Annotated in this window: 23 protein-coding genes; 17 read left to right on the top strand and 6 right to left on the bottom strand. The window is 69.0% G+C overall.

Annotation, left to right across the window (positions count from 1 at the left end):
* Window positions 1-50 precede the first annotated feature (50 nt).
* The 3 genes from C560_RS0119835 to C560_RS0119825 form a co-directional block, all read right to left on the bottom strand.
* Complete coding sequence (locus C560_RS0119835) at window positions 51-650, bottom strand: MarR family transcriptional regulator (RefSeq protein ID WP_018774945.1); 600 nt, start codon at window positions 648-650, stop codon at window positions 51-53.
* An 80-nt stretch (window positions 651-730) separates the two neighbouring features.
* Window positions 731-1,486, bottom strand: a complete 756-nt coding sequence (locus C560_RS0119830) for a DUF429 domain-containing protein (protein ID WP_026539515.1) — start codon at window positions 1,484-1,486, stop codon at window positions 731-733.
* A 115-nt stretch (window positions 1,487-1,601) separates the two neighbouring features.
* On the bottom strand, window positions 1,602-2,093 hold the full coding sequence (locus tag C560_RS0119825; RefSeq protein ID WP_018774943.1) for an inorganic diphosphatase: 492 nt from the start codon (window positions 2,091-2,093) through the stop codon (window positions 1,602-1,604).
* 142 nt (window positions 2,094-2,235) lie between these two features.
* Here C560_RS0119825 and dacB point away from each other — a divergent pair, with 142 nt between their 5' ends.
* The 15 genes from dacB (at window position 2,236) to C560_RS0119750 (ending at window position 17,726) form a co-directional block, all read left to right on the top strand.
* Window positions 2,236-3,729, top strand: coding sequence for a D-alanyl-D-alanine carboxypeptidase/D-alanyl-D-alanine endopeptidase (gene dacB, locus C560_RS0119820; protein WP_051533284.1), 1,494 nt, complete (start codon window positions 2,236-2,238; stop codon window positions 3,727-3,729).
* A 146-nt stretch (window positions 3,730-3,875) separates the two neighbouring features.
* Window positions 3,876-5,027, top strand: coding sequence for a zinc-dependent metalloprotease (locus C560_RS0119815; protein WP_026539513.1), 1,152 nt, complete (start codon window positions 3,876-3,878; stop codon window positions 5,025-5,027).
* Window positions 5,028-5,125: 98 nt separating this feature from the next.
* A complete protein-coding gene (tilS, locus tag C560_RS0119810; RefSeq protein ID WP_197026201.1) occupies window positions 5,126-6,160 on the top strand; it encodes a tRNA lysidine(34) synthetase TilS in 1,035 nt (344 codons plus the stop codon).
* A gap of 30 nt (window positions 6,161-6,190) precedes the next feature.
* Window positions 6,191-6,742, top strand: coding sequence for a hypoxanthine phosphoribosyltransferase (gene hpt, locus C560_RS0119805; RefSeq protein WP_018774939.1), 552 nt, complete (start codon window positions 6,191-6,193; stop codon window positions 6,740-6,742).
* Between the two features lie 212 nt (window positions 6,743-6,954).
* Window positions 6,955-9,021 (top strand): ATP-dependent zinc metalloprotease FtsH, encoded by a 2,067-nt coding sequence (gene ftsH, locus C560_RS0119800; RefSeq protein WP_026539511.1) that lies wholly within the window; start codon window positions 6,955-6,957, stop codon window positions 9,019-9,021.
* A 9-nt stretch (window positions 9,022-9,030) separates the two neighbouring features.
* The gene (gene folE / locus C560_RS0119795) at window positions 9,031-9,675 is read left to right on the top strand and encodes a GTP cyclohydrolase I FolE (protein WP_026539510.1); all 645 of its coding nucleotides are present in this window, start codon (window positions 9,031-9,033) and stop codon (window positions 9,673-9,675) included.
* A gap of 11 nt (window positions 9,676-9,686) precedes the next feature.
* Complete coding sequence (folP, locus tag C560_RS0119790) at window positions 9,687-10,637, top strand: dihydropteroate synthase (protein ID WP_026539509.1); 951 nt, start codon at window positions 9,687-9,689, stop codon at window positions 10,635-10,637.
* A 13-nt stretch (window positions 10,638-10,650) separates the two neighbouring features.
* The gene (gene folB / locus C560_RS0119785) at window positions 10,651-11,010 is read left to right on the top strand and encodes a dihydroneopterin aldolase (RefSeq protein ID WP_026539508.1); all 360 of its coding nucleotides are present in this window, start codon (window positions 10,651-10,653) and stop codon (window positions 11,008-11,010) included.
* Complete coding sequence (folK, locus tag C560_RS0119780) at window positions 11,007-11,576, top strand: 2-amino-4-hydroxy-6-hydroxymethyldihydropteridine diphosphokinase (protein WP_026539507.1); 570 nt, start codon at window positions 11,007-11,009, stop codon at window positions 11,574-11,576. The genes folB and folK overlap by 4 nt, the downstream gene beginning before the upstream one ends.
* Window positions 11,573-12,100, top strand: coding sequence for a DUF3180 domain-containing protein (locus C560_RS0119775; RefSeq protein WP_026539506.1), 528 nt, complete (start codon window positions 11,573-11,575; stop codon window positions 12,098-12,100). The genes folK and C560_RS0119775 overlap by 4 nt, the downstream gene beginning before the upstream one ends.
* Window positions 12,081-12,593 (top strand): PH domain-containing protein, encoded by a 513-nt coding sequence (locus C560_RS0119770; protein ID WP_026539505.1) that lies wholly within the window; start codon window positions 12,081-12,083, stop codon window positions 12,591-12,593. The genes C560_RS0119775 and C560_RS0119770 overlap by 20 nt, the downstream gene beginning before the upstream one ends.
* Window positions 12,594-12,611: 18 nt before the next feature.
* Window positions 12,612-14,225: a PH domain-containing protein gene (locus C560_RS0119765; protein WP_026539504.1), complete on the top strand. Its 1,614-nt coding sequence runs from the start codon at window positions 12,612-12,614 to the stop codon at window positions 14,223-14,225.
* The gene (locus tag C560_RS0119760) at window positions 14,218-15,138 is read left to right on the top strand and encodes a Rossmann-like and DUF2520 domain-containing protein (protein WP_026539503.1); all 921 of its coding nucleotides are present in this window, start codon (window positions 14,218-14,220) and stop codon (window positions 15,136-15,138) included. The genes C560_RS0119765 and C560_RS0119760 overlap by 8 nt, the downstream gene beginning before the upstream one ends.
* A gap of 1 nt (window position 15,139) precedes the next feature.
* Window positions 15,140-16,042 carry a pantoate--beta-alanine ligase gene (panC, locus tag C560_RS0119755; RefSeq protein ID WP_026539502.1) on the top strand — a complete coding sequence of 301 codons (903 nt, stop codon included), beginning with the start codon at window positions 15,140-15,142 and terminating at the stop codon, window positions 16,040-16,042.
* Between the two features lie 184 nt (window positions 16,043-16,226).
* On the top strand, window positions 16,227-17,726 hold the full coding sequence (locus tag C560_RS0119750) for an MDR family MFS transporter (RefSeq protein WP_026539501.1): 1,500 nt from the start codon (window positions 16,227-16,229) through the stop codon (window positions 17,724-17,726).
* An 89-nt stretch (window positions 17,727-17,815) separates the two neighbouring features.
* Here C560_RS0119750 and C560_RS0119745 read toward each other — a convergent pair whose 3' ends face one another.
* The 3 genes from C560_RS0119745 to C560_RS22485 form a co-directional block, all read right to left on the bottom strand.
* Entirely contained in the window at window positions 17,816-18,649 is an 834-nt protein-coding gene (locus tag C560_RS0119745; RefSeq protein WP_026539500.1) for an alpha/beta fold hydrolase, read from the bottom strand.
* 121 nt (window positions 18,650-18,770) lie between these two features.
* The gene (locus C560_RS0119740; RefSeq protein WP_018774926.1) at window positions 18,771-19,397 is read right to left on the bottom strand and encodes a thymidine kinase; all 627 of its coding nucleotides are present in this window, start codon (window positions 19,395-19,397) and stop codon (window positions 18,771-18,773) included.
* A gap of 56 nt (window positions 19,398-19,453) precedes the next feature.
* Window positions 19,454-20,431 (bottom strand): alpha/beta fold hydrolase, encoded by a 978-nt coding sequence (locus C560_RS22485; protein ID WP_081801771.1) that lies wholly within the window; start codon window positions 20,429-20,431, stop codon window positions 19,454-19,456.
* A 100-nt stretch (window positions 20,432-20,531) separates the two neighbouring features.
* Between C560_RS22485 and lysS the strand changes: the two genes are divergently transcribed.
* On the top strand, window positions 20,532-22,064 hold the full coding sequence (lysS, locus tag C560_RS0119730) for a lysine--tRNA ligase (RefSeq protein ID WP_018774924.1): 1,533 nt from the start codon (window positions 20,532-20,534) through the stop codon (window positions 22,062-22,064).
* A gap of 2 nt (window positions 22,065-22,066) precedes the next feature.
* Window positions 22,067-22,237: a hypothetical protein gene (locus C560_RS23670; RefSeq protein WP_197026194.1), complete on the top strand. Its 171-nt coding sequence runs from the start codon at window positions 22,067-22,069 to the stop codon at window positions 22,235-22,237.
* Window positions 22,238-22,254 lie beyond the last annotated feature (17 nt).

Genomic DNA, 22,254 nt, shown 5'->3' with positions numbered 1-22,254 from the left:
CCTCGAAGACGCAGTAGGGACGGGGGCGGTTCCGGGGAGGGGCCGGACGGCTAGCGGACGTCGAGGATGAGGCTCAGGAGCCGCGCCGCGGCGGGCCGGGCCGCGTGCTCTTCGTTCCACTGGGACCGGGCCACAGCTTTGCTCACGGCCTGGGTGGTGATCCCGAGTTCCTCGGCGACTGCCTTCTGCTGCCCCCGCACCCCCGGGGTGAGCAGGTCCAGTACCCGCCATTCCGCATGGCTGCGGTCGTGCACAATGTGGCCAAGGAGGCGCAGGACGGCTTCCGCCTCCGCGGCAAGATCGGCCAGCGGGCCCTCCACGGCCACCCGGACGCGGTCCTTGTGGTTCCGGAGACGGTCCACTGCGCGCCGGGCGTAGATCAGCCCGTGGCCGGAGGCGTCCTTGATCTGGTTCGGCAGGGGTTCATTGACCGGGCCCACGCCAATGCCCACGTACCAGCTGCCGCTGCGCAGGGCGATCATGGCCGCTTCCACCGCCTGATGCGGACAGTCCAGGATCCCTTGGACCTCGTCCTCGACAGAACGGTCGAAATCAAGGCGCGCCGGAATGTGCCGCAGGTCCTTGAGGAGCTGCGGCACGCGGTCGCCGTCGCGCCGGCTGTCGGTTTGATTGATGGTCAGCGTGAACATTCTGGATGACACACTACCTGCTGGCATTTGCGGGGCAAGTTGCCGGCGGGCGTGCAGTGCCGGGGCCGTAATAGTGGCGGCTACCAGGAAGCGAGGCCGGAAAGCTGGCCGGAGGGCAGGTGGATCCAGCCCTCGGTCAGGGCCGCCGCGGCGTGCCCGGGCCCGGGGTGCAGCGTCGCACCGAGGGCGACGGCCCGCGCGGACAGGGAGGCGACGAGGGCATCGAACATGTCATCGGACGCCGCAAGGTCGGCCCGGTACCCGGCCAGGTCCAGCCACGGCGCCTTCACGGCCAGATCCGCCACGGCCGAGGACAGCCTTTCCGACTCCGGCGCCCCGCGTCCCTTGTAGCCGCGGGCATGGATCCCCCAGAGCTTCAGCGAAGCCGCCGGGTACACCTCGGCAAGCCGGCCGCTGCCGTCCCTGGCCTGCGGCCCGTACTCCCGGGCGATCTTCGCCTGGATCACCGCGCAACGCATCGCCGGGTGGGCCAGCCGGTCCGCGGAGACGCTGAGCGGGATCAGGCCGGTGTGACCGGTGACGAAACGGTCGGTGTCCCGGTAGGCCAGCAGCCGGCGGCCCGCGATCCCGTCATGGTCCAGCACCGGGTGGGGGTCGAAGGTCAGGTGCCCGGCGATGAAGGGAAGAAACGCGTCCGGCCAGCCCAAGGGGGAGTCGATCCCCGTCATTGCGCTGGTGCCGAAGAGGCGGAGGATCTCCTCGTCGCCCACGTCCAAAGACAGATGAGCCAGGCGTGCCGCGCCGTCGTCCCATTCAATGACGGCCACCGCCGTCGTCTTCGCGGCGGCAGCGAGGTCGACGCCGAGAGTCCTCATCACCGGTTTCCCGCCAATCGAAAAAACGCCAATTGAAAAAACGCGGGGTCGTTTACCGCCCAATCCGGAGCCCCGGATGGGCGGTAAACGACCCCGCGTTCTTGTGCAGGAACGGTCAGTGGCCGGCTGCCGGAACGTAACGCTTGATGGAAGCTGCCAGTTCGGCTTCGGCGGCGGCGCGGTCGCCCCAGCCCTCGGCCTTGACCCACTTGCCCGGCTCCAGGTCCTTGTAGCGGGTGAAGAAGTGCTCGATTTCCTTGATCAGGAACTCGCTGACATCGCTGATCTCTTTGATGTGGTCGAACCGGGCATCGGTCGGGACGCACAGGACCTTGGCGTCGCCGCCGCCGTCGTCGGTCATGTTGAACACGCCGATCGGGCGGGACTCGACGATCACGCCCGGGTAGAGATCGAAGTCCTGCAGGAGCACCAGCGCGTCCAGCGGATCTCCATCCTCACCCAGGGTGTTCTCGAAGAAACCGTAGTGGGTGGGGTACTGCATCGACGTGAACAGGACGCGGTCCAGGCGGACGCGGCCGGTCTCATGGTCGACTTCGTACTTGACGCGCGATCCCTTGGGGATCTCGATGGTCACGTCATGCTTCATGGAATGCTCCTTGACGAATTCAGGGGGTGCGCGGCACGTGCAAAAGGGCTGTCGGTGCCGCCGACTACTATTGAGGATATAGCGAGAGGCGCTGGTTTCAGGAACTAGTGGGGACATTTCAGGACTAAGGACCAGCAGCAGCATGAAACCGAGAACCAGCCGCGAGGGCACCCAGCCGGCGCCCGGCAGGCTTCGCGGGATGCCCGCACTGCTGCTCCAGACCCTCCTCGTGGTGGCAGTGGCACTGCCGGCCGGCATCGCCATCGCTCCGGCATTCCTTGGCCCGGACCGGCACTCGGGCGCCTCGCAAACAGCACCGCCGTGGCAGCAGATCCCCGCCACGCTGAGCCTTCCCGGTAACGGTTCGGGAGGAGCCGGGCCCCTCAGCGCTTCCGCGCCGGTTCCGGCCGGCGCCGCCCTCGCCGCGCAGCTGGACAAGACCCTTAAGCCCGACGGCGCCGGCACCTTCACCGGCATCGTCCAGGACGCCACCACGGGGCAGGTCCTCTTCGACCGGGCTGCCGACGAGGCCCGCGTTCCGGCGTCGAACATGAAGCTCCTCACAGCCGGCGCGGCCCTGCGCGTCCTGGGACCGGACCGCCGCTTCAGCACCCGCGTGCTGGCAGGGCCCACGCCCGGCTCGGTGATCCTGAGCGGCGGGGGCGACGTCCTCCTGGGCGCCGGGGAATCGGCCCCCGGGGCCGTTCTGGGCCGCGCCGGGCTGACCACGCTCGCGAAGGCCACTATCGATGCCCTCAAGGCCGGCGGCGTCACCGGCACGGTGAACGTCCTGCTGGATGACTCCCTCTTCAGCGGCCCCCCGCTCAGCAAGGCGTGGAGCCCGGAGGACGTCGCCGCCGGAGAGATGGCCCCGCTGTACCCGCTGGCGCTGAACTCCGCCAGGTTCGATCCCGCCAAGACCGCCGGACCCCGCCCGCAGGACGCCGCCATGACCGCCGCCGAGGTGTTCGCCGCCCGGCTCATGGCGGCCGCGGCGGCCGAGGGACTGTCCGTGGCCCCCGGCATCGCCCGGGTCCAGCCCGGCGGCGCGCCGGAGGGCCGGGACGCCAAAGTCCTGGCCGAGGTCCAGTCCGCCACGGTGGGGCAGCAGGTGGACTTCATGCTGCAGACCTCGGACAACTACCTCGCCGAGGTGATGGGGCGGATGACCGCCCTCGGCGCCGGCCTGCCCGGCAGCAGCGACGACGCCATTGCCGCCGTGCTGGCGCAGGTCAAGGACATGGGCGTTCCCACTGATTCCCTCCGGGCCGCGGACGTCTCCGGCCTGGCCCTGGCCAATCGGGTCTCGGCCCGGCAACTGACGGACGTGGTCCGGGCCATGACCTCGGGCACAGACCCCCGGCTGCGCGCCGCCCTCACCGGGTTCCCGGTCGCCGGGCTCACCGGCACCCTGGGGGACCGTTACACGGATGCGGCCTCGGCCGCGGGCGCCGGGCTTGTCCGCGCCAAAACGGGCACGCTGAACACGGTCATTGCCCTCAGCGGTTACGTGGTCGACGCCGACGGCCGGCTCCTGGTCTTTTCCTTCGTCGGCAACGGGCTGACCCCCGGCGCCGCGAACAAGGCCGCACTGGACCGCTCCGCCGCCGTCCTCGCCGGCTGCGGCTGCCGCTGACGTCGGCGGCCGGCCAGGAACGCGCAGCCGGGAACCCCCGGCCGGGTCCGGGGACGGGGCCGGCCGACGGCCGACGAGCCCTGGCCGGTTCGCCGGTCAGCGAAAATTAAGGCGGATTGTCGGGCCCCTGTGATCTGATGGACCCCATGGAGTCTTCTGCAAGCCAGACATCAAGCGAGACATCACCCAAGACGCCGAGCGGGGCATCGGCCCAGGCCCCAGATCTCATCAACTGGGAGCTCGCCGCGTCCACGGCAGCCCGGCTGACGCCGGCAGGTCCCGTCCTGGGCGCAGCCGAGATCGGCGCCGCCGTCGAAAATCTGCGGCTCATGGCGGACATGGCCGTGCCGCACGTCCACCACATCACCGGCCTGGACGCCGCGCGGGACCTGCGCGACTCCGAGGTCCTTGTGGTGGACCGGGCCTCATGGGCCAAGGCCAACACGCAGAGCTTCGCCGTCATGCTCAAGCCCGCCATGGGAAAGCTGCTGGAGGGCCGCGGATCCCTCAGCCCCGGGGCTGCCGGGGTCAGCGCAGCCATCACCGGCAGCCAGCTCGGCGCCATCCTGGCCTTCCTTTCGAGCAAAGTCCTGGGCCAGTACGATCCCTTCTCCGCGCTGGCCGAAAACTCCACGGCCCCCGCTTCCGGGCGGCTGCTGCTCGTCGCGCCGAACATCATCTCCGTGGAACGCGAACTGAAAGTCGAACCCGCGGACTTCCGGCTCTGGGTCTGCCTCCACGAACAGACCCACCGGGTGCAGTTTGCCGCCGCACCGTGGCTGCGGCACCACATGCTCCAAGAGATCGAAAACCTCAGCGGACTGTTGCTGGGCAACGTCGATTCCCTGATGGAGCGGGCCTCGGCGGCCGCGAAATCGCTGAAGGACCGCGCGGCTCCCGGCACCGCACCCGGACGCGGCGCCATCCTGGACCTGCTCCAGAACCCGGAGGAAAAGGCGGCCCTGTCCCGCCTGACTGCCCTCATGAGCCTGCTCGAGGGCCACGCCAATGTGGTCATGGACGCCGTGGACGCCAGCATCGTCCCCTCGGTGAAGACCATCCGGCAGCGTTTCAACGACCGCGGCCAGGACCGCGGCATGATCGAGAAATTCATCCGCAACCTGCTCGGCCTCGACGCCAAGATGCGCCAGTACAGCGACGGCGCCAAGTTCGTCCGGGAAGTGGTGGCGGCCGCCGGCATGGGAGGCTTCAACAGGGTCTGGGAGTCCGCGGACCATCTCCCCAGCGAACCCGAGATCCACGACTCCAAGCTCTGGCTCGACCGGATGGGCCTCTAGCCGCCATGACTGCTCCCGACGGCGTCGGTTCGACCTCGATTTCCAGCGGACGACGCCGGCCCGGCCGCCTCGCGCCGGTGGTCGGCACGGCGCGAAAAATGCTGCAGGACGCCCTTGCCGCGGCCGGCTACCCGGACCGCGTCCTGGTCGCCTGCAGCGGCGGCCCGGACTCGCTGGCTCTCGCCGCCGTCGCCGCCTATTTCGGGCGCCGGGGTCACGTGGACGGCCATCCTGTCTCTGTTGGCGCCGTCGTCGTGGACCACCAGCTTCAGCCGGGCTCGGCCGGGGTCGCCGCCACCACGGCCCGGACCCTCGAAGAACTCGGGCTCTCTCCCGTGACGATCAGGACTGTCGACGTCGCCTCCAGCGGCGCAGGCCCCGAGGCTGCTGCCCGGGACGCCCGCCATGCGGCCCTCGAGGCCGCCGCGGACGAGGCAGGCGCAGGCGCGATCCTGCTCGGCCACACCCTCGATGACCAGGCCGAACAGGTACTCCTGGGCCTGGCGCGGGGGTCGGGTACCCGGTCCCTCGCCGGGATGCGCCCGGCCCGCGGCCGGCTGCTGCGCCCGTTCCTGGGCCTGCGGCGTGCGGACACCCTGGAGATCTGCCGGGTGGAGGACCTGGAGCCCTGGCACGACCCGTCCAACACCGATCCCGTGTACGCGCGTTCCCGGACCCGGGTTGAGGTGCTGCCCCTGCTGGAGGACAAGCTTGGCCCCGGAGTCGCCGAATCGCTCGCCCGCACGGCCGCGATCCTGCAGCTCGACGCCGATTACCTGGAGGACGTGGCGAACGACACGTTCGAGCGGCTGCGCCAGCAGGCCGGGGAGGAGATCAGCCTTCCGGAGGCCGAACTGCGGGATCTTGCCCCGGCCGTGAGGTTCCGGGTGATCGCCAAGGCCGCCGCCGCCGTGGGCGGTCAGCAGCCCAGCTACCAGCGCCTGCTCGCGGCGGAAGCACTGCTGCGCCGGCAGGGATCGGCCGGTCCGGTGGAGCTTCCCGGCGCGGTCAGCGTCTACCGGCTCTCGCTCGCGCAGCTCCTCGCGGCGGAGCCGTCCGCCGCCGGTGTTCCCCGCGAAGCCGCCCGCTGTGGGAAGCTTGTATTCCGGCCTCAACAGCCGCCCCGAAATTAGTCGCACCCCGCATCTACACAGGAGCCATTGGTGGATTCAAACGACGTCCAGGCAGACCTCAAACACGTTCTCTACACCAAGGAACAGATCCAGCAACGGATCACCGAACTCGCGGCGCAGATCGACAAGGACTACGAGGGCCGCGACCTCCTGATCGTCGGCGTGCTCAAGGGCGCCGTCATGGTCATGGCAGATCTGGCCCGCGCACTGCACACCCACGTCTCCATGGACTGGATGGCCGTCTCCTCGTACGGCTCGGGCACGCAGTCCTCAGGCGTGGTCCGCATCCTGAAGGACCTCGACACCGACCTCATGGGCAAAGACGTCCTGATCGTCGAGGACATCATCGATTCCGGCCTCACGCTGTCCTGGCTCAAGACGAACCTGGAATCCCGCGGCACGGCGTCGGTGGAAATCTGCACCGCCTTCCGCAAGCCGACGGCCGCCAAGGTCAAGATCGACGTCAAGTACGTCGGCTATGACATCCCCAACGAGTTCGTGGTGGGCTATGGCCTGGACTACGCCGAGAAGTACCGCAACCTGGACTTCGTCGGCACCCTGGCCCCGCACGTCTACGAGTAAGTCGTTCACGCGGGGGCACCCGTCCGGGCCCCGGGCGGCCGGAGGCCCGGCCGGCCGGAGGCCCGGGGCCGCTACGCCCACAGGGAACTTTTGCCCTTTGCCGTGCGTGGGATAGTGCGACGGTGTATAGCTAGAACCTGACGCAGCACCACACGCGCGCAGATCTCTCGCCGTGCAGCACTACCAGGAGGGACGGGGCCAGCCCCGAACAGATGAAAGCTAAGAGTTTCTTCAAGGGCCCCGGCATCTGGATTGTCGTCGTGGTGGCCATGCTGCTGCTGGCATTTGCCACGCTTGCACCGGGCGGCGCCAGCCGGATCGACACCGACAAGGGCCTTGAGCTGCTGACAGCCGGCGGCAAGGTTGAACAGGCCAAGATTTTCGACGCCGAGAACCGGGTGGACCTGGTCCTGAAGGACAACCTCCAGGTCGACGGGCAGGACAAGGGCAAGAACGTCCAGTTCTACTTCGTCAACGCCCGCGCCCAGGACGTCGTCAAGGCGGTCACGGACTCCAAACCGTCCGGCGGCTTCACCGACCAGCCGATCGAAAACAACTGGTTCTCCGGGCTCTTCTCCCTGCTGGTGCCCGTGCTGCTGCTTGGCGTCCTGTTCTGGTTCCTGCTCTCCCGGATGCAGGGCGGCGGGTCCAAGGTGATGCAGTTCGGCAAGTCCAAGGCCAAGCTGGTCAACAAGGACATGCCGCAGGTGACCTTCAGCGATGTCGCCGGCGCCGATGAGGCTGTCGAGGAACTCGAGGAGATCAAGGAATTCCTGCAGGAGCCGGCCAAATTCCAGGCCGTCGGCGCCAAGATTCCGAAGGGCGTGCTGCTCTACGGCCCTCCGGGCACCGGCAAAACCCTCCTTGCCCGCGCTGTTGCCGGCGAGGCCGGCGTTCCCTTCTTCTCCATCTCAGGCTCCGACTTCGTGGAAATGTTCGTCGGCGTGGGCGCCTCCCGTGTACGCGACCTCTTCGAGCAGGCCAAGTCCAACGCGCCGGCGATCATTTTCGTCGATGAGATCGACGCCGTCGGCCGGCACCGCGGCGCCGGAATCGGCGGCGGCAACGACGAGCGCGAGCAGACCCTGAACCAGCTGCTGGTGGAAATGGACGGCTTCGACGTCAAGACCAACGTCATCCTGATTGCCGCCACCAACCGCCCCGACGTCCTGGACCCCGCACTGCTGCGCCCGGGCCGTTTCGACCGGCAAATCTCGGTGGAAGCCCCCGACCTGATCGGCCGCGACCAGATCCTGCAGGTGCACGCCAAGGGCAAACCGATGGCCGACGGCGTCGACCTCAAGGCCGTCGCCAAAAAGACCCCCGGATACACCGGCGCGGACCTCGCCAACGTCCTGAACGAGGCTGCCCTGCTGACGGCCCGCTCCAACGCGAACCTGATCGATGACCGCGCCCTCGACGAGGCGATCGACCGCGTCATGGCAGGCCCGCAGAAGCGCAGCCGGGTCATGAAAGAACACGAACGCAAAGTCACCGCGTACCACGAGGGCGGCCACGCCCTGGTCGCGGCTGCCCTGCGGAACTCCGCCCCGGTCACCAAGATCACCATCCTGCCCCGCGGCCGTGCCCTGGGTTACACCATGGTGGTCCCGGAGAACGACAAATACTCCGTCACCCGCAACGAGCTGCTGGACCAGATGGCCTACGCCATGGGCGGCCGCGTCGCCGAGGAACTTGTCTTCCACGATCCGTCCACGGGTGCGTCCAACGACATCGAAAAGGCCACCGGAATCGCCCGGAAGATGGTCACCGAGTTCGGCATGAGCGAAAGGGTCGGCTCCGTCCGCCTCGGCCAGGGCGGCGGCGAGCCGTTCCTTGGCCGCGATGCCGGGCACGAGCGCAACTACTCGGACCAGATTGCCTACATCGTCGACGAGGAAGTACGCCGCCTGATCGACGGCGCGCACGATGAGGCCTACGCCATCCTGACCGAGAACCGGGATGTCCTGGACGAGCTCGCGCTGGAACTGCTCGAGCGCGAAACACTAAACCAGGCTGAAATCGCGCAAATCTTCACCAACATCCGCAAGCGCGACTTCCGCGACGTCTGGCTCTCCAAGGAGACCCGCACGCTCCAGTCCGCCGGACCGGTGGAGTCGCGCCGCGAAAAGGCGGAGCGTGAAGCGCAGGAGGAAGCCACCCACGCCCGGCTCGAAGAGCCCCTGGATGCCCAGCCCCCGCATGCCCAGGGAGTCGGCGGGCAGGAGTCTTTCCAGGGCGGTGCAACAGATATCGGGACTGATGGTCATCCCGGCTAGGCTTCTTCTGTGACTTCTAACTTCGACGACGACGTTCCCGCCCCCGCTGCTGCTCCGGCGGGGGGCGGGGAAGCCCCACATTCAAAGTCCAAAGTGGACCGGCCCAGGATTGAAGCCGCCGTGCGGGAAATCCTGCTGGCGATCGGGGAGGACCCGGACCGCGGCGGTCTCGTGGACACCCCGAAGCGGGTGGCCAAGGCGTACGTGGAAATGTTTGCCGGCCTGCACCACGACCCCGCCGAGATCCTGGCCACCACCTTCGACCTCGAGCACGAGGAACTCGTCCTCGTCAAGGACATCCCGTTCTATTCCACCTGCGAGCACCACCTGGTGCCGTTCCACGGGGTGGCGCATGTGGGCTACATCCCGTCCCACGACGGCAAGGTCACAGGCCTGAGCAAGCTGGCGCGCGTGGTGGACATGTTCGCCAAGCGCCCGCAGGTCCAGGAACGCCTGACCACCCAGATCGTCGAGGCCCTCGTCACGCACCTCAATCCGCGCGGCGCGATCGTCGTCGTCGAATGCGAACACCTGTGCATGTCCATGCGGGGAATCCGCAAGCCCGGCGCCAAGACCGTCACCAGCGCAGTGCGCGGGCAACTCCATGACCCGGCCACCCGTGCCGAAGCCATGAGCCTCATACTCGGAAGGTAAGAACACAGACTATGGACTCCCTAGCTGCAGCCCCGGGGACCGGCCCGGCCACCTCGCCCCTGCCCATCCTGCGCAAAGCGCGCCCGGCGGCGAAGTTCCAGGACCTGCCCACTGACCGGACACTGGTGATGGGAATCCTCAACGTCACCCCTGATTCCTTCAGCGACGGCGGAGCGCACGCGACGGAAGACACGGCGATCGCGGCAGGGCTGCGGATGTTCTACGCCGGGGCGGACATCATCGACGTCGGCGGCGAATCCACCCGCCCGGGTGCCACGGCAGTCGGCGCCGACGAGGAACAGCGCCGGGTCCTGCCGGTCATCGAGGCCCTGGTCAAGGCCGGCGCCCTGGTCAGCATCGACACCACCCACGCCGTGACGGCTGCCGCGGCTCTGAAGGCCGGCGCCGCGATCATCAACGACGTCTCGGGCCTGACCATGGAACCGGAAATGGCCGAACTGGCCGCGCGCACCAAGGTCCCGTACATCCTGACGCACCGCCGCGGCGACGCCAGCACCATGAACTCCCTGACGGACTACCGTGACGTTGCAGGGGAAGTGGTGACGGAGCTCGCCGGCATCCGCGACAAGCTGTACGCCGCCGGGGTCGCGCCGGAGCAGATCATTGTGGACCCGGGACTGGGGTTCGCCAAAAACGACGGCCAGAACTGGGAGCTCCTGCAGCACCTGGATGTCCTGCAGGCCATGGGCCACAAGGTCCTCGTCGCCGGCTCGCGCAAACGCTTCCTCGGCAGCCTCCTGACCGTGGCCGGCAAGGCCGCCCAGCCGGCTGAACGCGACGCCGCCACCGCCGCCATAACCGCCATCAGCGCCTTCCGCGGCGCCTGGGCTGTGCGCGTGCACGACGTCGGCGCGAGCCTGGACGCCGTCAAGGTCGCCGCCCGCATGGCACCCCCGACGCCCCCGGCAGCGGCCGCTTCCGCCGCCGCCGGCACCAACTGAACCGGCCGGCACCATGGATCAGATCACGCTGAGCGGCGTCACCGCCGTCGGCCATCACGGTGTGTTCGATTTCGAGCGCCGCGACGGGCAGCCGTTCGTCGTTGACGCGGTGCTGCACCTGGACTTCAGCAAGGCGGCGGCTTCCGACGACGTCCTGGACACCGCGCATTACGGCGAGGTGGCCAACTGCATCCGGGACTGGATCACGGGTGGGCCGCTGAACCTGATCGAGGCCCTCGCGGTGCGGATCGCCGAGGACGTCCTGCAGAAATTCCCAGTCGCCGCCGTGGATGTCACCGTGCACAAGCCCAAGGCCCCAATCGACGTCGACTTCGGCGACGTCGCCGTCAGCGTGCACCGGAGGCGGACGTGAGCCCGCGCTACACCCGTGCCGTGATCGCGCTCGGCAGCAACCTGGGTGAGCGCAGCGACACCCTGTCCGCCGCCGTCGCAGACCTCGTCGACCCGCCGGAGGTGCGCCTGCTGGCCATCTCGCCGATCGTCCAGACTAAGGCCGTCGGTGGCCCGCCGGGCCAACCTGACTTCCTGAACATGGTGATCGCCGTCGAGACGTCGCTGCCGCCACGCGAACTGCTGGAGCACTGCCACGAGGTGGAGCAGAAGCATTTGCGCGTGCGCGAGGTCCGGTGGGGGCCGCGGACCCTGGACGTGGACATCATCACGTACGGGGACGTGGCAAGCTCCGACCCCGACCTCACCCTGCCGCACCCCCGGGCCGCGGAACGGGCGTTCGTGCTCTATCCGTGGTCGCTGATCGATCCCGCGGCGGAGCTCAACGGCGAACGCGTGGGCGACCTCGCGGCGAAAGCGGCCGACTTCGCCGACCTCGCCACCTTTGACGGCTTCCAGGACCAGGCTGCGACAGATGTCACAGCCACGGAGACCACCGGCGTGCCCGGTGCGGCGGAGCAGCCGTGAAGCTGACCAGCCCCCTGCTCCTGCTGGCCATTTGCGTGGTCCTGGCCGTGGCCGGCTGGTTCGCCACCATGCTCTCCGGCCGCTACGGACTGGCCACCCCGGTGCTGCCCCTGACGGGGCTGGTGACCATGGGTGTGATCGTGGCCCTCACGCTGGTGCTGGGCATCCGCGTGCTCCGGTGGCGCAACGGCAAAAAGAAGAAGAAAATCCTCAACCCCATCCTGGCGGCCTGGACCCTGGTCCTCGCCCAGGCCTGCGCCTACACCGGGGCGGTCCTTTTGGGCTGGCACGCGGGAATCGTGGTGGAACAACTGCGGCTGTGGAACCTGCGCAGCAACCAGGACATCACCTGGCAGGCCCTGGCCATGGCTGGGGGCGCGCTGATCATGGTGATTGTCGGGCTCGTCGTCGAGCGGTTCTGCCGGATTCCGCCCGAGGACGGCGACGCCGATTCCCGCCCCGGCGTGCAGGGAAAGCGCAGCAAGCCCTCGGCAGAAGGCGAATATGCGTACCGAAGCGATTGATCCTCCAGGCATCGACTGGCTCAGGGTGTCACCGAAGTACGTCACGGTGCGCCTCGCGGGATGGGCGCTGGGAACCCTGATCACGGTGGCCCTGCTCTCGCTTCCCCTGGTCCTGGTGCTGACCGGGGCGTGGACCTGGCCGCCGGTCTGGCTGGCCGTCGCCCTGCCCGCCGTCGCGCTGCTTCTTGCCCTGTGGCGGCTCGTGCTGATTCCCCGGCAGGTGCGCTCGATCGGCTACGCCGAGCGTGAGGACGACCTCCTGATCCGGCGGGGCATCTTCTTTCAGCGCACGCTCGTGGTTCCTTACGGGCGGATGCAGTACGTGGATATTGCGGTGGGCCCGGTCGAACGTCAGCTGGGCCTGTGCACCCTGAAGCTGCACACCGCAGCCGCCGCGACCAGCGCCGAGATTCCCGGCCTGCCCGCGGGCGAAGGCGCCCGGCTCCGCGAACAACTGTCCGCCCGCGGCGAAGCCCGGCTGGCCGGGCTGTGACCGGAAGGCCGTGACGGGATGGCGCTGACACCGGAGGATGCCGGACGCGCCGCCGACGGAACCGCCGTCGGAGCCGGCATCGGGACAAACGCCGACGCCGGCTGGTTGCGCGTGCACCCCGCGTCGCCCTTTGTCCGCGGCTGGGTGGCGCTGGCTGCACTGCTGTTCTTTTTTGGACGCGACAGTTTCGAACGGTTCCTGCAGGGCGGCCCGGTCTTTGACGAACGGTTGGCCGGACGGGCGCCGTGGCTGCTGCTCGGCGGCGGCATCCTTCTGCTGCTGACCGTTCTCGGCTACGTCCTGAGCTGGTACTTCACCCGCTACCAGGTGGCCGGCGGCTACGTGCGCGTCAACACCGGTTTCCTGTTCAAGCAGCAGCGGCAGGCCAGGCTGGACCGGGTGCAGGCGATCGACGTCGTGCAGCCCCTGCTGGCGCGGATCTTCGGACTGGCTGAACTGCGGTTCGAAGTCGCCGACGCCGGCCAGTCCGCGGTGCGCCTGGCGTACCTGCGCGCGGACGAGGCCCGGCAGCTCCGCGCCACAATCCTGGCCCGCGCCTCCGGTGCCGCCGCCGGGACGCAGGCGCCTGAGCCGGGACACCCGGAGCCCGGAGGGCTGGAGTCCGGAGAGCTGGCGTCCGCCGCCGTGGAGGCCCCCCAGCAGGCCGTGCTGACCGTGCCGCCGCCGCGCCTGCTGGGCTCGTTGCTCCTGAGCGAACAAAGCGTTGTGATCCTGGCTGGCGGCATTGCCTCGGTGATGCTCTCCGCTGTCACGGAAAACCGGAACTTCGCGGTCTTCCTGATCCCTGCCGCGATCGGGCTCCTGGCCTCCTACTGGTCCGCGTTCAACAAGGGCTACAACTTCACAGCCGCTGTTTCCCCGGACGGCATCCGGCTGCGCTACGGCCTGCTGGACACGCAGGCGCAGACCGTGCCGCCGGGCAGGATCCAGGCGCTGAAGGTCAGCCAGCCGCCGCTGTGGCGGGTGTTCGGCTGGTACCGGATCCAGGTCAACGTGGCCGGCTACGGCCTGGCCAGCAGCGCCGGGGAAGGGGCGGCCCGGACCACGCTGCTTCCGGTGGGATCACTCGCCGACGTCATGGAAATCCTCGCCCTGGTGCTCCCGGATCCCGGAACCCAGGATCCGGTGGGGCTGTTCACCGCCGGGATCACCGGCCTCGCGGACCCCGCCGGGACCCCGGGAAGCGCGGCCGGCCGGGACGCCGACGGCGGCTTCGTCACCAGCCCGCGCCGGGCCCGGTTCCTGGCGCCGCTGGGCTGGCGGCGCAACGGTTTCACGGCAACGGAGACCGCCCTGCTCCTGAGGTCGGGCCGCTGGTGGCGGAACTTCGTGGTGGTGCCGCACCAGCGCACCCAGTCCATGGCGCTCGAGCAGGGTCCGCTCGCCCGGCGGTTCCGGGTGGCGGACCTGGTCCTGCACACCACGGCGGGTCCGGTGGCCCCGCGGCTCATCCAGGCCGGCCTCGACGAAGCCCGGGACCTGTTCGATGCCCAAGCCGCGCGTGCCCGCGCCGCGCGCAAGCACCAGAAGAGCGAACACTGGCTGGAGCCGGCGGCCCAGCCGGCCGCACCACCCGCAGAAGACCCCCAGGAAGGCCCGCATCATGGCTAAACCAGGACGCCTTGGCGTCGGAATCATTGGCGCAGGGAAGGTCGGTGCCGTCCTGGGGGCGGCGCTGCGCGGAGCCGAGCACGCCGTCATCGGGGCGTCCGCCGTTTCGGACGCCAGCAAAGAACGCGTCGAAACGCTCCTGGCAGGCGTCCCGATCCTGGACGTGCAGGACATCGTGGAGCGCGCCGAACTGGTCCTGCTTGCCGTCCCGGACGATGCCCTGGGCCCGCTGGTGAACGGACTGGCCAAGCTCGGCGCCTGGCAGCCAGGCCAGCTCGTGGCGCACACCTCCGGGCGCTTCGGCGTCGGGATCCTGCACCCGGTCCGTGCCGCCGGCGCCGTGCCGCTCGCGCTGCACCCGGCCATGACGTTCACGGGCATGAGCCTGGACCTCACCAGGCTCCTGGACTGCACCTTTGGCGTCACGGCCGACGCCGCGATGCTGCCGATCGCCCAGGCACTCGTCGTCGAAATGGGCGCCGAGCCCGTCGCGATCGCCGAGGCCGACCGCGTCCTCTACCACGCTGCCCTCGCGCACGGTTCGAACCATATGGTCACGCTCGTGGCGCAGGCCTCGCAGCTGCTCCGCGACGTCGGCGTCGACGCCCCGGACCGGATGCTGGGCCCGCTGCTGCGCGCCACCCTCGAGAACGCCCTCGCCTCGGGCGAAACGGCCCTGACCGGGCCCGTGGCCCGCGGCGACACCGGCACGGTGGCCGCGCACGCCGGCGCCCTCCGCGAGTACGACGGCGGCGCGGCCGGCGATATTCTTGAGGCGTACCTGGCCATGGCCCGGGCGACAGCCCGCCGGGCAGGAAGCCGCGGGCTCCTGAAGCCGGAACAACTCGACGGCATCGAACAGGCGCTCGGCGGGCCCGGCCAGAACGGGACGCCCGCCCCGGAAGGACCCTGACATGGCAATCCAACTCGTCACCACGGCGGCCCAGCTCCGCGCCGCCAGCGCCCGGCTGCTGGCGCAGAAAGGCGGCACGTCCCAGGGCCTCGTGCCCACCATGGGCGCCCTGCACGAGGGACATGCCCAGCTGGCCCGGACGGCCGTCGCCCAGAACGACGTCGTGGCGGCCACCATTTTCGTCAACCCGCTGCAGTTTGGCGAGGCCGCGGATCTGGAACGCTACCCCCGCACGCTCGATGCCGACCTCGCGCTGCTCGACGCCGAGGGGGTGGACCTGGCGTTCGCACCGGGTGTCGAGGAGGTCTACCCCGGCGGGGCACCCCTCGTGCGGATCACGGCGGGACCCCTGGGCGAAAAATGGGAAGGCGCGTCCCGGCCCGGGCACTTCGACGGGGCGCTGACCGTCGTCGCGAAACTGCTCCACTACGGCATCCCTGGTGCCGGCCTGCCCGGTGGCGGCCAGCCCGCGTACCGCGCCTATTTCGGCCAGAAGGACGCGCAGCAGCTGGCCCTGGTCCAGCGCATGGTGGCGGACCTGAATTTCCCCGTGGAGATCGTGCCGGTGCCCATTGTGCGCTCGGCCGACGGCCTGGCGCTCTCCAGCCGCAACCGCTTCCTCTCCGAAGACCAGCGCGAGGCGGCCCTGGTGCTCTCCCGCGCTCTGCGGCTCATCGAGGAGCGCGCCAACGCCCATGAGCCGCTGGACGTCGAATCCGCGCAGGCCCTCGTCCGGTCCCAGCCGCTCGTGGAGCTGGACTATTTCGAGGTGGTGGATCCGCGCACCCTCGAGCCCCTCGCGGAGAACTGCCGGGACACCCCGTTCCGCGGCGAGGGGCTGGCGATCATCGCCGCCACGGTGGGCCCCGTCCGCCTCATCGACAACGCACCCCTGAACTCCTAACCCCAACCCGCCACCAAAAAGCAACGCGGGGTCACTTACCGCCCATGTCGCGGCCTCCGATGGGCGGTAAGTGACCCCGCGTTGGTTTTCCGGTGACGGGAATGCGCCCGGGCCTTAGACTGTTGCAACCTGCAGCAGCGCCGACGCTCGCCGGACCCACACCAAACTCCCTGAGGGAACTCCCATGTCAACAGACGTCTCTTCCAACGCCTCTGGCGATCCCGCACCGGGCGCTGCCCCCGCCGTCCCCGCGCAGAACCTGCCGGCGGCGCCTGTCGCGCCCACCGCGCCGGCAAAGATGTCCCGGGAGTCCGTGGCCATCATCGCCACGCTGCTGGTGGCCACCTTCGTCGTGATCCTCAACGAGACCATCATGAACGTGGCACTGCAGCGGCTGATGGTGGATCTGAACATCGATGCGCCCACCGTGCAGTGGCTGTCCACGGGTTTCATGCTCACCATGGCCGTCGTGATTCCCACCACCGGATTCATCCTGCAGCGGCTGACCACCCGTGCCGTGTTCATGCTGGCCATGGGACTGTTCTCCGGCGGCACGCTGCTGGCCGCCCTCGCGCCGGGCTTCGAAGTCCTGCTGCTGGCCCGCATTGTCCAGGCCGGCGGCACCGCCATCATGCTGCCGCTCCTGATGACCACCATCCTCACGCTGGTGCCGCTGGAACGCCGCGGCGCCGTCATGGGCAACGTCAGCATCGCCATTTCGGTGGCGCCGGCACTGGGCCCCACGGTTTCCGGCCTGATCCTCCAGCATTTTTCCTGGCGGTTCATGTTCGTCTTCGTACTGCCGATCGCCCTCGCCGCGCTGGCCATCGGGGCCAGGTACCTGACCAACATCGGTGAGACCGAGAAGACCCGGCTCGATGCCCTGTCCGTGGTGCTCACGGTCCCCGCCTTCGGCGGCCTGGTGTACGGCCTGAGCCAGATCGGCGGCGGCCAGGGCGGATCCCGCACCCCCGCCGTGGTGGCCCTGGCGGTGGGCGTGCTGGCCCTGGCAGCGTTCGTCCTGCGCCAGCTGAAGCTGCAGAAGACCGACGGCCCCCTGCTGGACCTGCGCGCCTTCACCTTCCGGATGTTCACCGTGTCCGTGCTGCTGCTGGTCGTGGCCATGATCGCGCTGTTCGGCGCGGTGATCCTGCTGCCGTTGTACCTGCAGGAGATCCGCGGCCTGACCTCACTTGAGACCGGCCTGGTCCTGCTGCCCGGCGGACTGGCCATGGGCCTGCTGGGGCCCTTCATCGGCCGCGTATTCGACAGGGTCGGGCCCCTGCCGCTGACAGTGACCGGCTCGATCATGATGGTGCTGTCCCTCTGGCAGTTCTCCATGCTGGACGCCACGTCGCCGCTGGGGTGGATCATCGCCCTGCATGTGGCACTGAGCCTGGGCCTGGCGCTGTTGTTCACCCCGGCCTTCACGACGGGGCTGAACCCGCTGCCGCCGCACCTGTACTCCCACGGCTCGGCCATCATGAGCACGCTGCAGCAGGTGGCCGGCGCCGCCGGCACGGCGCTCCTGGTCTCGATCTACGCCTTCGTGGCGGCTAACTCGGGCATGGTCGCCGGCATGCATGCGGCATTCCTGACGGCGGCCGTCATAGCCGTCGCCGCCGTCGTGCTGTCCTCCATGATGCGCAAAACCGAAGGCGCGGCACACCCGGCCGCCCACTAGGGGTAGCCAACCAACGCGGGGTCACGTAGCGCCGGTCCGGAGGTCCGGGAAGGGCGCTACGTGACCCCGCGTTGGTTTGCGGCCGAGGGTCAGCCCGAGTAAAACGCGCTCAGCTCGGCGATCAGCTTGTCCGGCGCCTTGTTGACACCGTCGTGTCCCATGCCCGGCAGGATCGTATAGCTGGAGCCGGAGAGGACATCATGGATCTGGGCGCAGGCCACGCCGAAGTAGGCCGGGCTCTTCTCGCCAACAATGATCAGCGTCTCCAGCGGCAGTTCCAGGAAGGGTTCGGCCGGCATGTCCGCGGCGATGATCGCCTTGATCTCGCGGACGCCGGTCTGCATGAGGTCGCGCAGCTGCTTGCCGATCGGGGTGCTCGCCGAAAGCTTGTTCGCCAGCGTCAGCATGGACAGCGGCATCCGGGACAGGGCGCTGCCGGTCTCCAGGCCCTTGAGCAGGACGGCGAGGGCGCGGTCGTCGTCGCCGGCTGCGGTCGCCCGCTCGTATTCGGGCGTCCAGTCCGCCGTGACGCTGTGGTTGACGGACACGGCGGGGTCGTACACGGCCAGCCGTTCCACCGGCAGGGTGCGGGCCGCGTGCAGGGCCACCGCCCCGCCGAAGCTGTGGCCGAAGACGTCCGTGCTGGCGGTGTGCTTCATGACGGCGTCGAGGTCGTGGATGTCCACGTCGAGGGTGTAATCCTCAGGCTGCGGGGAGGACGAGCCGCGGCCGCGACGGTTGAAGGTGTGCACCGGCCGGCCCAGCGACGCACTGAGTTTCTGCGCGAAACGGGTGTAATCGGCGGCCGTCACCATCGAGGCCGGCACGACGACGATGCCCGAACCCGCCGAGACGAGCTCGGCGCCCGTGCTCAAAAGCTCGATCGTTCCGCCGTCGGGGGTTCTGATGTTCTCGCGGGTCATGCTCCGAGCCTAGCCGAGGCCGCGCCGCGGTGCAGTACGCCGCAGTGCAGTATGACCGCAGTTCAGTTCAGGGCAGGGCAGGGCAGGGCAGTGCAGGACGCCGCACGGCGCTGCGCCGGCGCTAGTTGCCCAGCCGGCCGCCGGAGACCTCGAGGTAGCAGGCGCCGCAGAGCGACTCGTACCAGACGTCCTGGCCGTCGATCGCAACCTGGTTCCCGTCGAACACCACGTGGTCCCCGATCCGGCGTGTGTTGAAGATGGCCTTCCGTCCGCAGCGGCAGATGGTCTTGAGCTCTTCGAGGGTGTGCGCGATCTCCAGCAGGCGCAGGGAACCGGGGAACGCGCGGGTCCGGAAGTCGGTGCGGATGCCGTAGGCGAGGACGGGGACGTTGTCCAGGACCGCGATGCGGAAGAGGTCGTCCACCTGTTCCGGTTCCAGGAACTGGGCCTCGTCCACCAGCAGGCAGGCCACCGGCGGGGTGTCCACATGCTGCAGCAGGGCATCGGGATCGTCGCCGTGGGCCTGGGCGGTGAAAAGCGCACGGGCCGACGCGCCGGCGGGGATCAGGAAGTCCACCGAACGGGTCATGCCCAGGCGGGACACGACGTCGGAGTCGCCCTTGGTGTCCACGTCCGGCTTGGCCAGCAGGACCCGCTGGCCGCGTTCCTCATAGTTGAACGCCGCCTGCAGCAGCCCCGTAGATTTGCCGGAGTTCATGGCGCCGTAGCGGAAGTAGAGCTTGGCCAAGGGGGTCCTTTCGAAAGGGTCGCCCCCGATTCTAGCGGTCGGTCGCGTTGCCGCCCTCAGCGGCCGGGCCCGCTCCGCCGCCACCGGGCCGGCACGCCCGCGGCTGCAAGGCTGCCGGCCAGGCTGACGGGCGGCGGGGCCGCAGCCCCGGGTCCGCCGCGGAGGAACCGGGCCGTACGCAGGGCCAGCCGGCTTCCCGGCCGGATGGGGCCTTCGTGGAGCTGCCCGGGGACCACGGCGAAGCTGACCGCCGGGACGGCGTCGGCAAGCTGGTGGCTCGTCTCGGCGAAGTAGCCGGGGCTCCAGCCGCCGCTGAGCATGAGGGTGGGGGTGGTGATGGCGGCAAAATCTTCGAGTTCGGCGTCGGCATCCAGTACGGCGCGCATTTCGGCGACGGCCGTGGGCAGCAGCTGCCGCATTTCGGCGCCGAGCCTGGTCCGGGCCGAGAGGATGCTGAGCATGCGCAGCGCGCCCAGGGGCAGCATGGATACCGGGCCGGCCGTCTCCAGGCCTTGCACCAAATGCGCCCAGGCGTGGTCGAGCTCGCCCGCCGCCACGGACTTTTCCAGTTCGGGCCGCCAGCGCTGGGTGAGGTTCCCAGAGAGGCTCACGGCGGCGTCGTAAGTCACCATCCTGCGAATCGGCAGGCTCCGGGCGGCCTCGAGGGCCACGAACCCGCCATAGCTGTGGGCCACGACGTCGCTGGCGCCGGTCTCGCGGAGCACCGTTGCCAGGTCGGCCACCTCGGTGGCGGCGGAATAGTCGGCCGGCTGGTGCGAGGAACCGGCGCGACCCCGGCGGTTGTAGCAGTGCACCGGCTGCTCCAGCAGCCGGCAAAGTTTTCGGGCAAAGGACCGGTAGAGCGCATCGGTGATAAGTGTCCCGTGCACGACGACGATGCCGGATCCTTTGCCGCGCGCCGCCACGGCGGCGCCTGACGCTGCTGCTCTGCCCGGTGCATGCCCCGCCGGACGGATGGTGTGCAGCTCAAGGTGTCCGTTGCCGTCGTCGGTCCTCACTGTCCATGTCTCCACAACTTCGAGTCTATTCCCGCCACCCGTCCGTCTGGCTGCCGCCCGGGCAGAACCGGGCCGGGACCTTCCCGGACGCAAATCGACGGTAAACTTGGGGATTGTGACTTCCCAAAACACCCCCGCCCCGAACACCGCCGCCGAACCGCACGACGCCAGCGAACAGACCCGCATCCGCATGGAGAAGCGCGCCAAGCTGATCGAACGCGGCGTCGAGGCATATCCGGTGGGTGTCGAACGCACGCACTCGCTCACCGAAATCCGGGAGAAATACGCCTACCTGCAGGCCGATGAAACCACCGGCGACGCCGTCGGCGTGACCGGCCGCATCGTCTTCATCCGCAATACGGGCAAACTCTGCTTCGCCACCCTCCAGGAGGGCGGCCTGGACGGCAAGGCCGTACGGCTGCAGGTCATGCTGAGCCTGGCCAACATCGGTGAGGAGGCGCTCGCGGAGTGGAAGTCCCTCGTGGACCTCGGCGACCACGTCTTCATCAAGGGCGAGGTCATCTCCTCACGCCGCGGCGAACTCTCCGTCATGGCGGATTCCTGGACCATGGCCTCGAAGGCGCTGCGCCCGCTGCCCGTGCTGCACGCCGGGCTGAGTGAAGAAACGCGTGTCCGCCAGCGCTACGTGGACCTCATTGTCCGCGACGAAGCCCGCGAGATGGTTTACACCCGCGCCGCGATCACCCGCTCCATCCGCGAAACCCTGCACCGCCAGGGCTACGTCGAGGTGGAAACCCCCATGCTGCAGCTGGTTCACGGCGGCGCGACGGCCCGTCCCTTCGAGACGCACATGAACGCCTTCGACCAGAAAATGACGCTGCGCATCGCTACCGAGCTCTACCTCAAGCGCACGGTGGTCGGCGGGATCGACCGGGTCTACGACATGGGCCGGGTCTTCCGCAACGAAGGCGTGGACTCCACGCACAGCCCCGAGTTCACCACTTTGGAGTCCTACGAGGCGTGGGCAGACCAGTTCGTCATGGCGGACCGGATCAAGGAAATCATCCTGGATGCCGCCGACGCCGCCGGTGTGGGCCGCGTGCTGCAGACCGAAGCCGGGGAGATCAACCTCGACGGCGACTGGACCTGGCTGGCTGTCTACCCGGGACTGTCCGACTTCGTGGGCCAGGAAGTAACCCCCGACACCCCGGTTGCCGAGCTGCTGGAGCTGGCCGCCAAGCACGAGGTTAAGGTCGACGCCGCCTGGGAAGCCGAGAAGCTCGTCGTCGAACTCTTCGGCGAACTGGTGGAACCGACTTTGCTCAACCCCACCTTCGTCTACGACTATCCGCCGTCCGCGCAGCCGCTGGCCCGCCAGCACCGCGAAGACGGCCGCCTGATCGAGGCCTGGGACCTCATCATCGGCGGCATGGAGCGGGGCACGGCGTTCTCCGAACTGATTGACCCGGTGATCCAGCGCGAACGCCTCACCGAACAGTCCCGCCGCTCCGCCGCCGGTGACGTGGAGGCAATGCAGCTGGACGAAGACTTCCTCCGTGCGCTCGAGTACGGCGCACCGCCCATGGGCGGGATCGGCCTCGGCATCGACCGGCTCGTGATGCTCTTCACCGGAGCCGGCATCCGCGAAACGATTCTCTTCCCCCTGTTGAAGCCCGAAGGACACTGAGCGTGGACTATATCGCCGTATTGCTGCCTCCCATCGTGGTGGGCCTGCTTTTCTGGTTTGCCATGAAATCCATATTCAATGCCGACAAATCAGAGCGGCAGGCAGAAGCCCGCGCCCATGCCGAAGCCGAAACTAGGGCCAAAGGACAGGATTCCGGGACCTCGGGGAGCTAATTGCCCGGGAAAGAAGT

The organism is Arthrobacter sp. 9MFCol3.1 (assembly GCF_000620385.1).
In the GTDB taxonomy this organism is placed as follows: Bacteria; Actinomycetota; Actinomycetes; order Actinomycetales; family Micrococcaceae; genus Arthrobacter.
The sequence above is the reverse complement of the archived record's forward strand: the minus strand, read 5'-3'. Positions and strand labels throughout refer to the sequence as shown.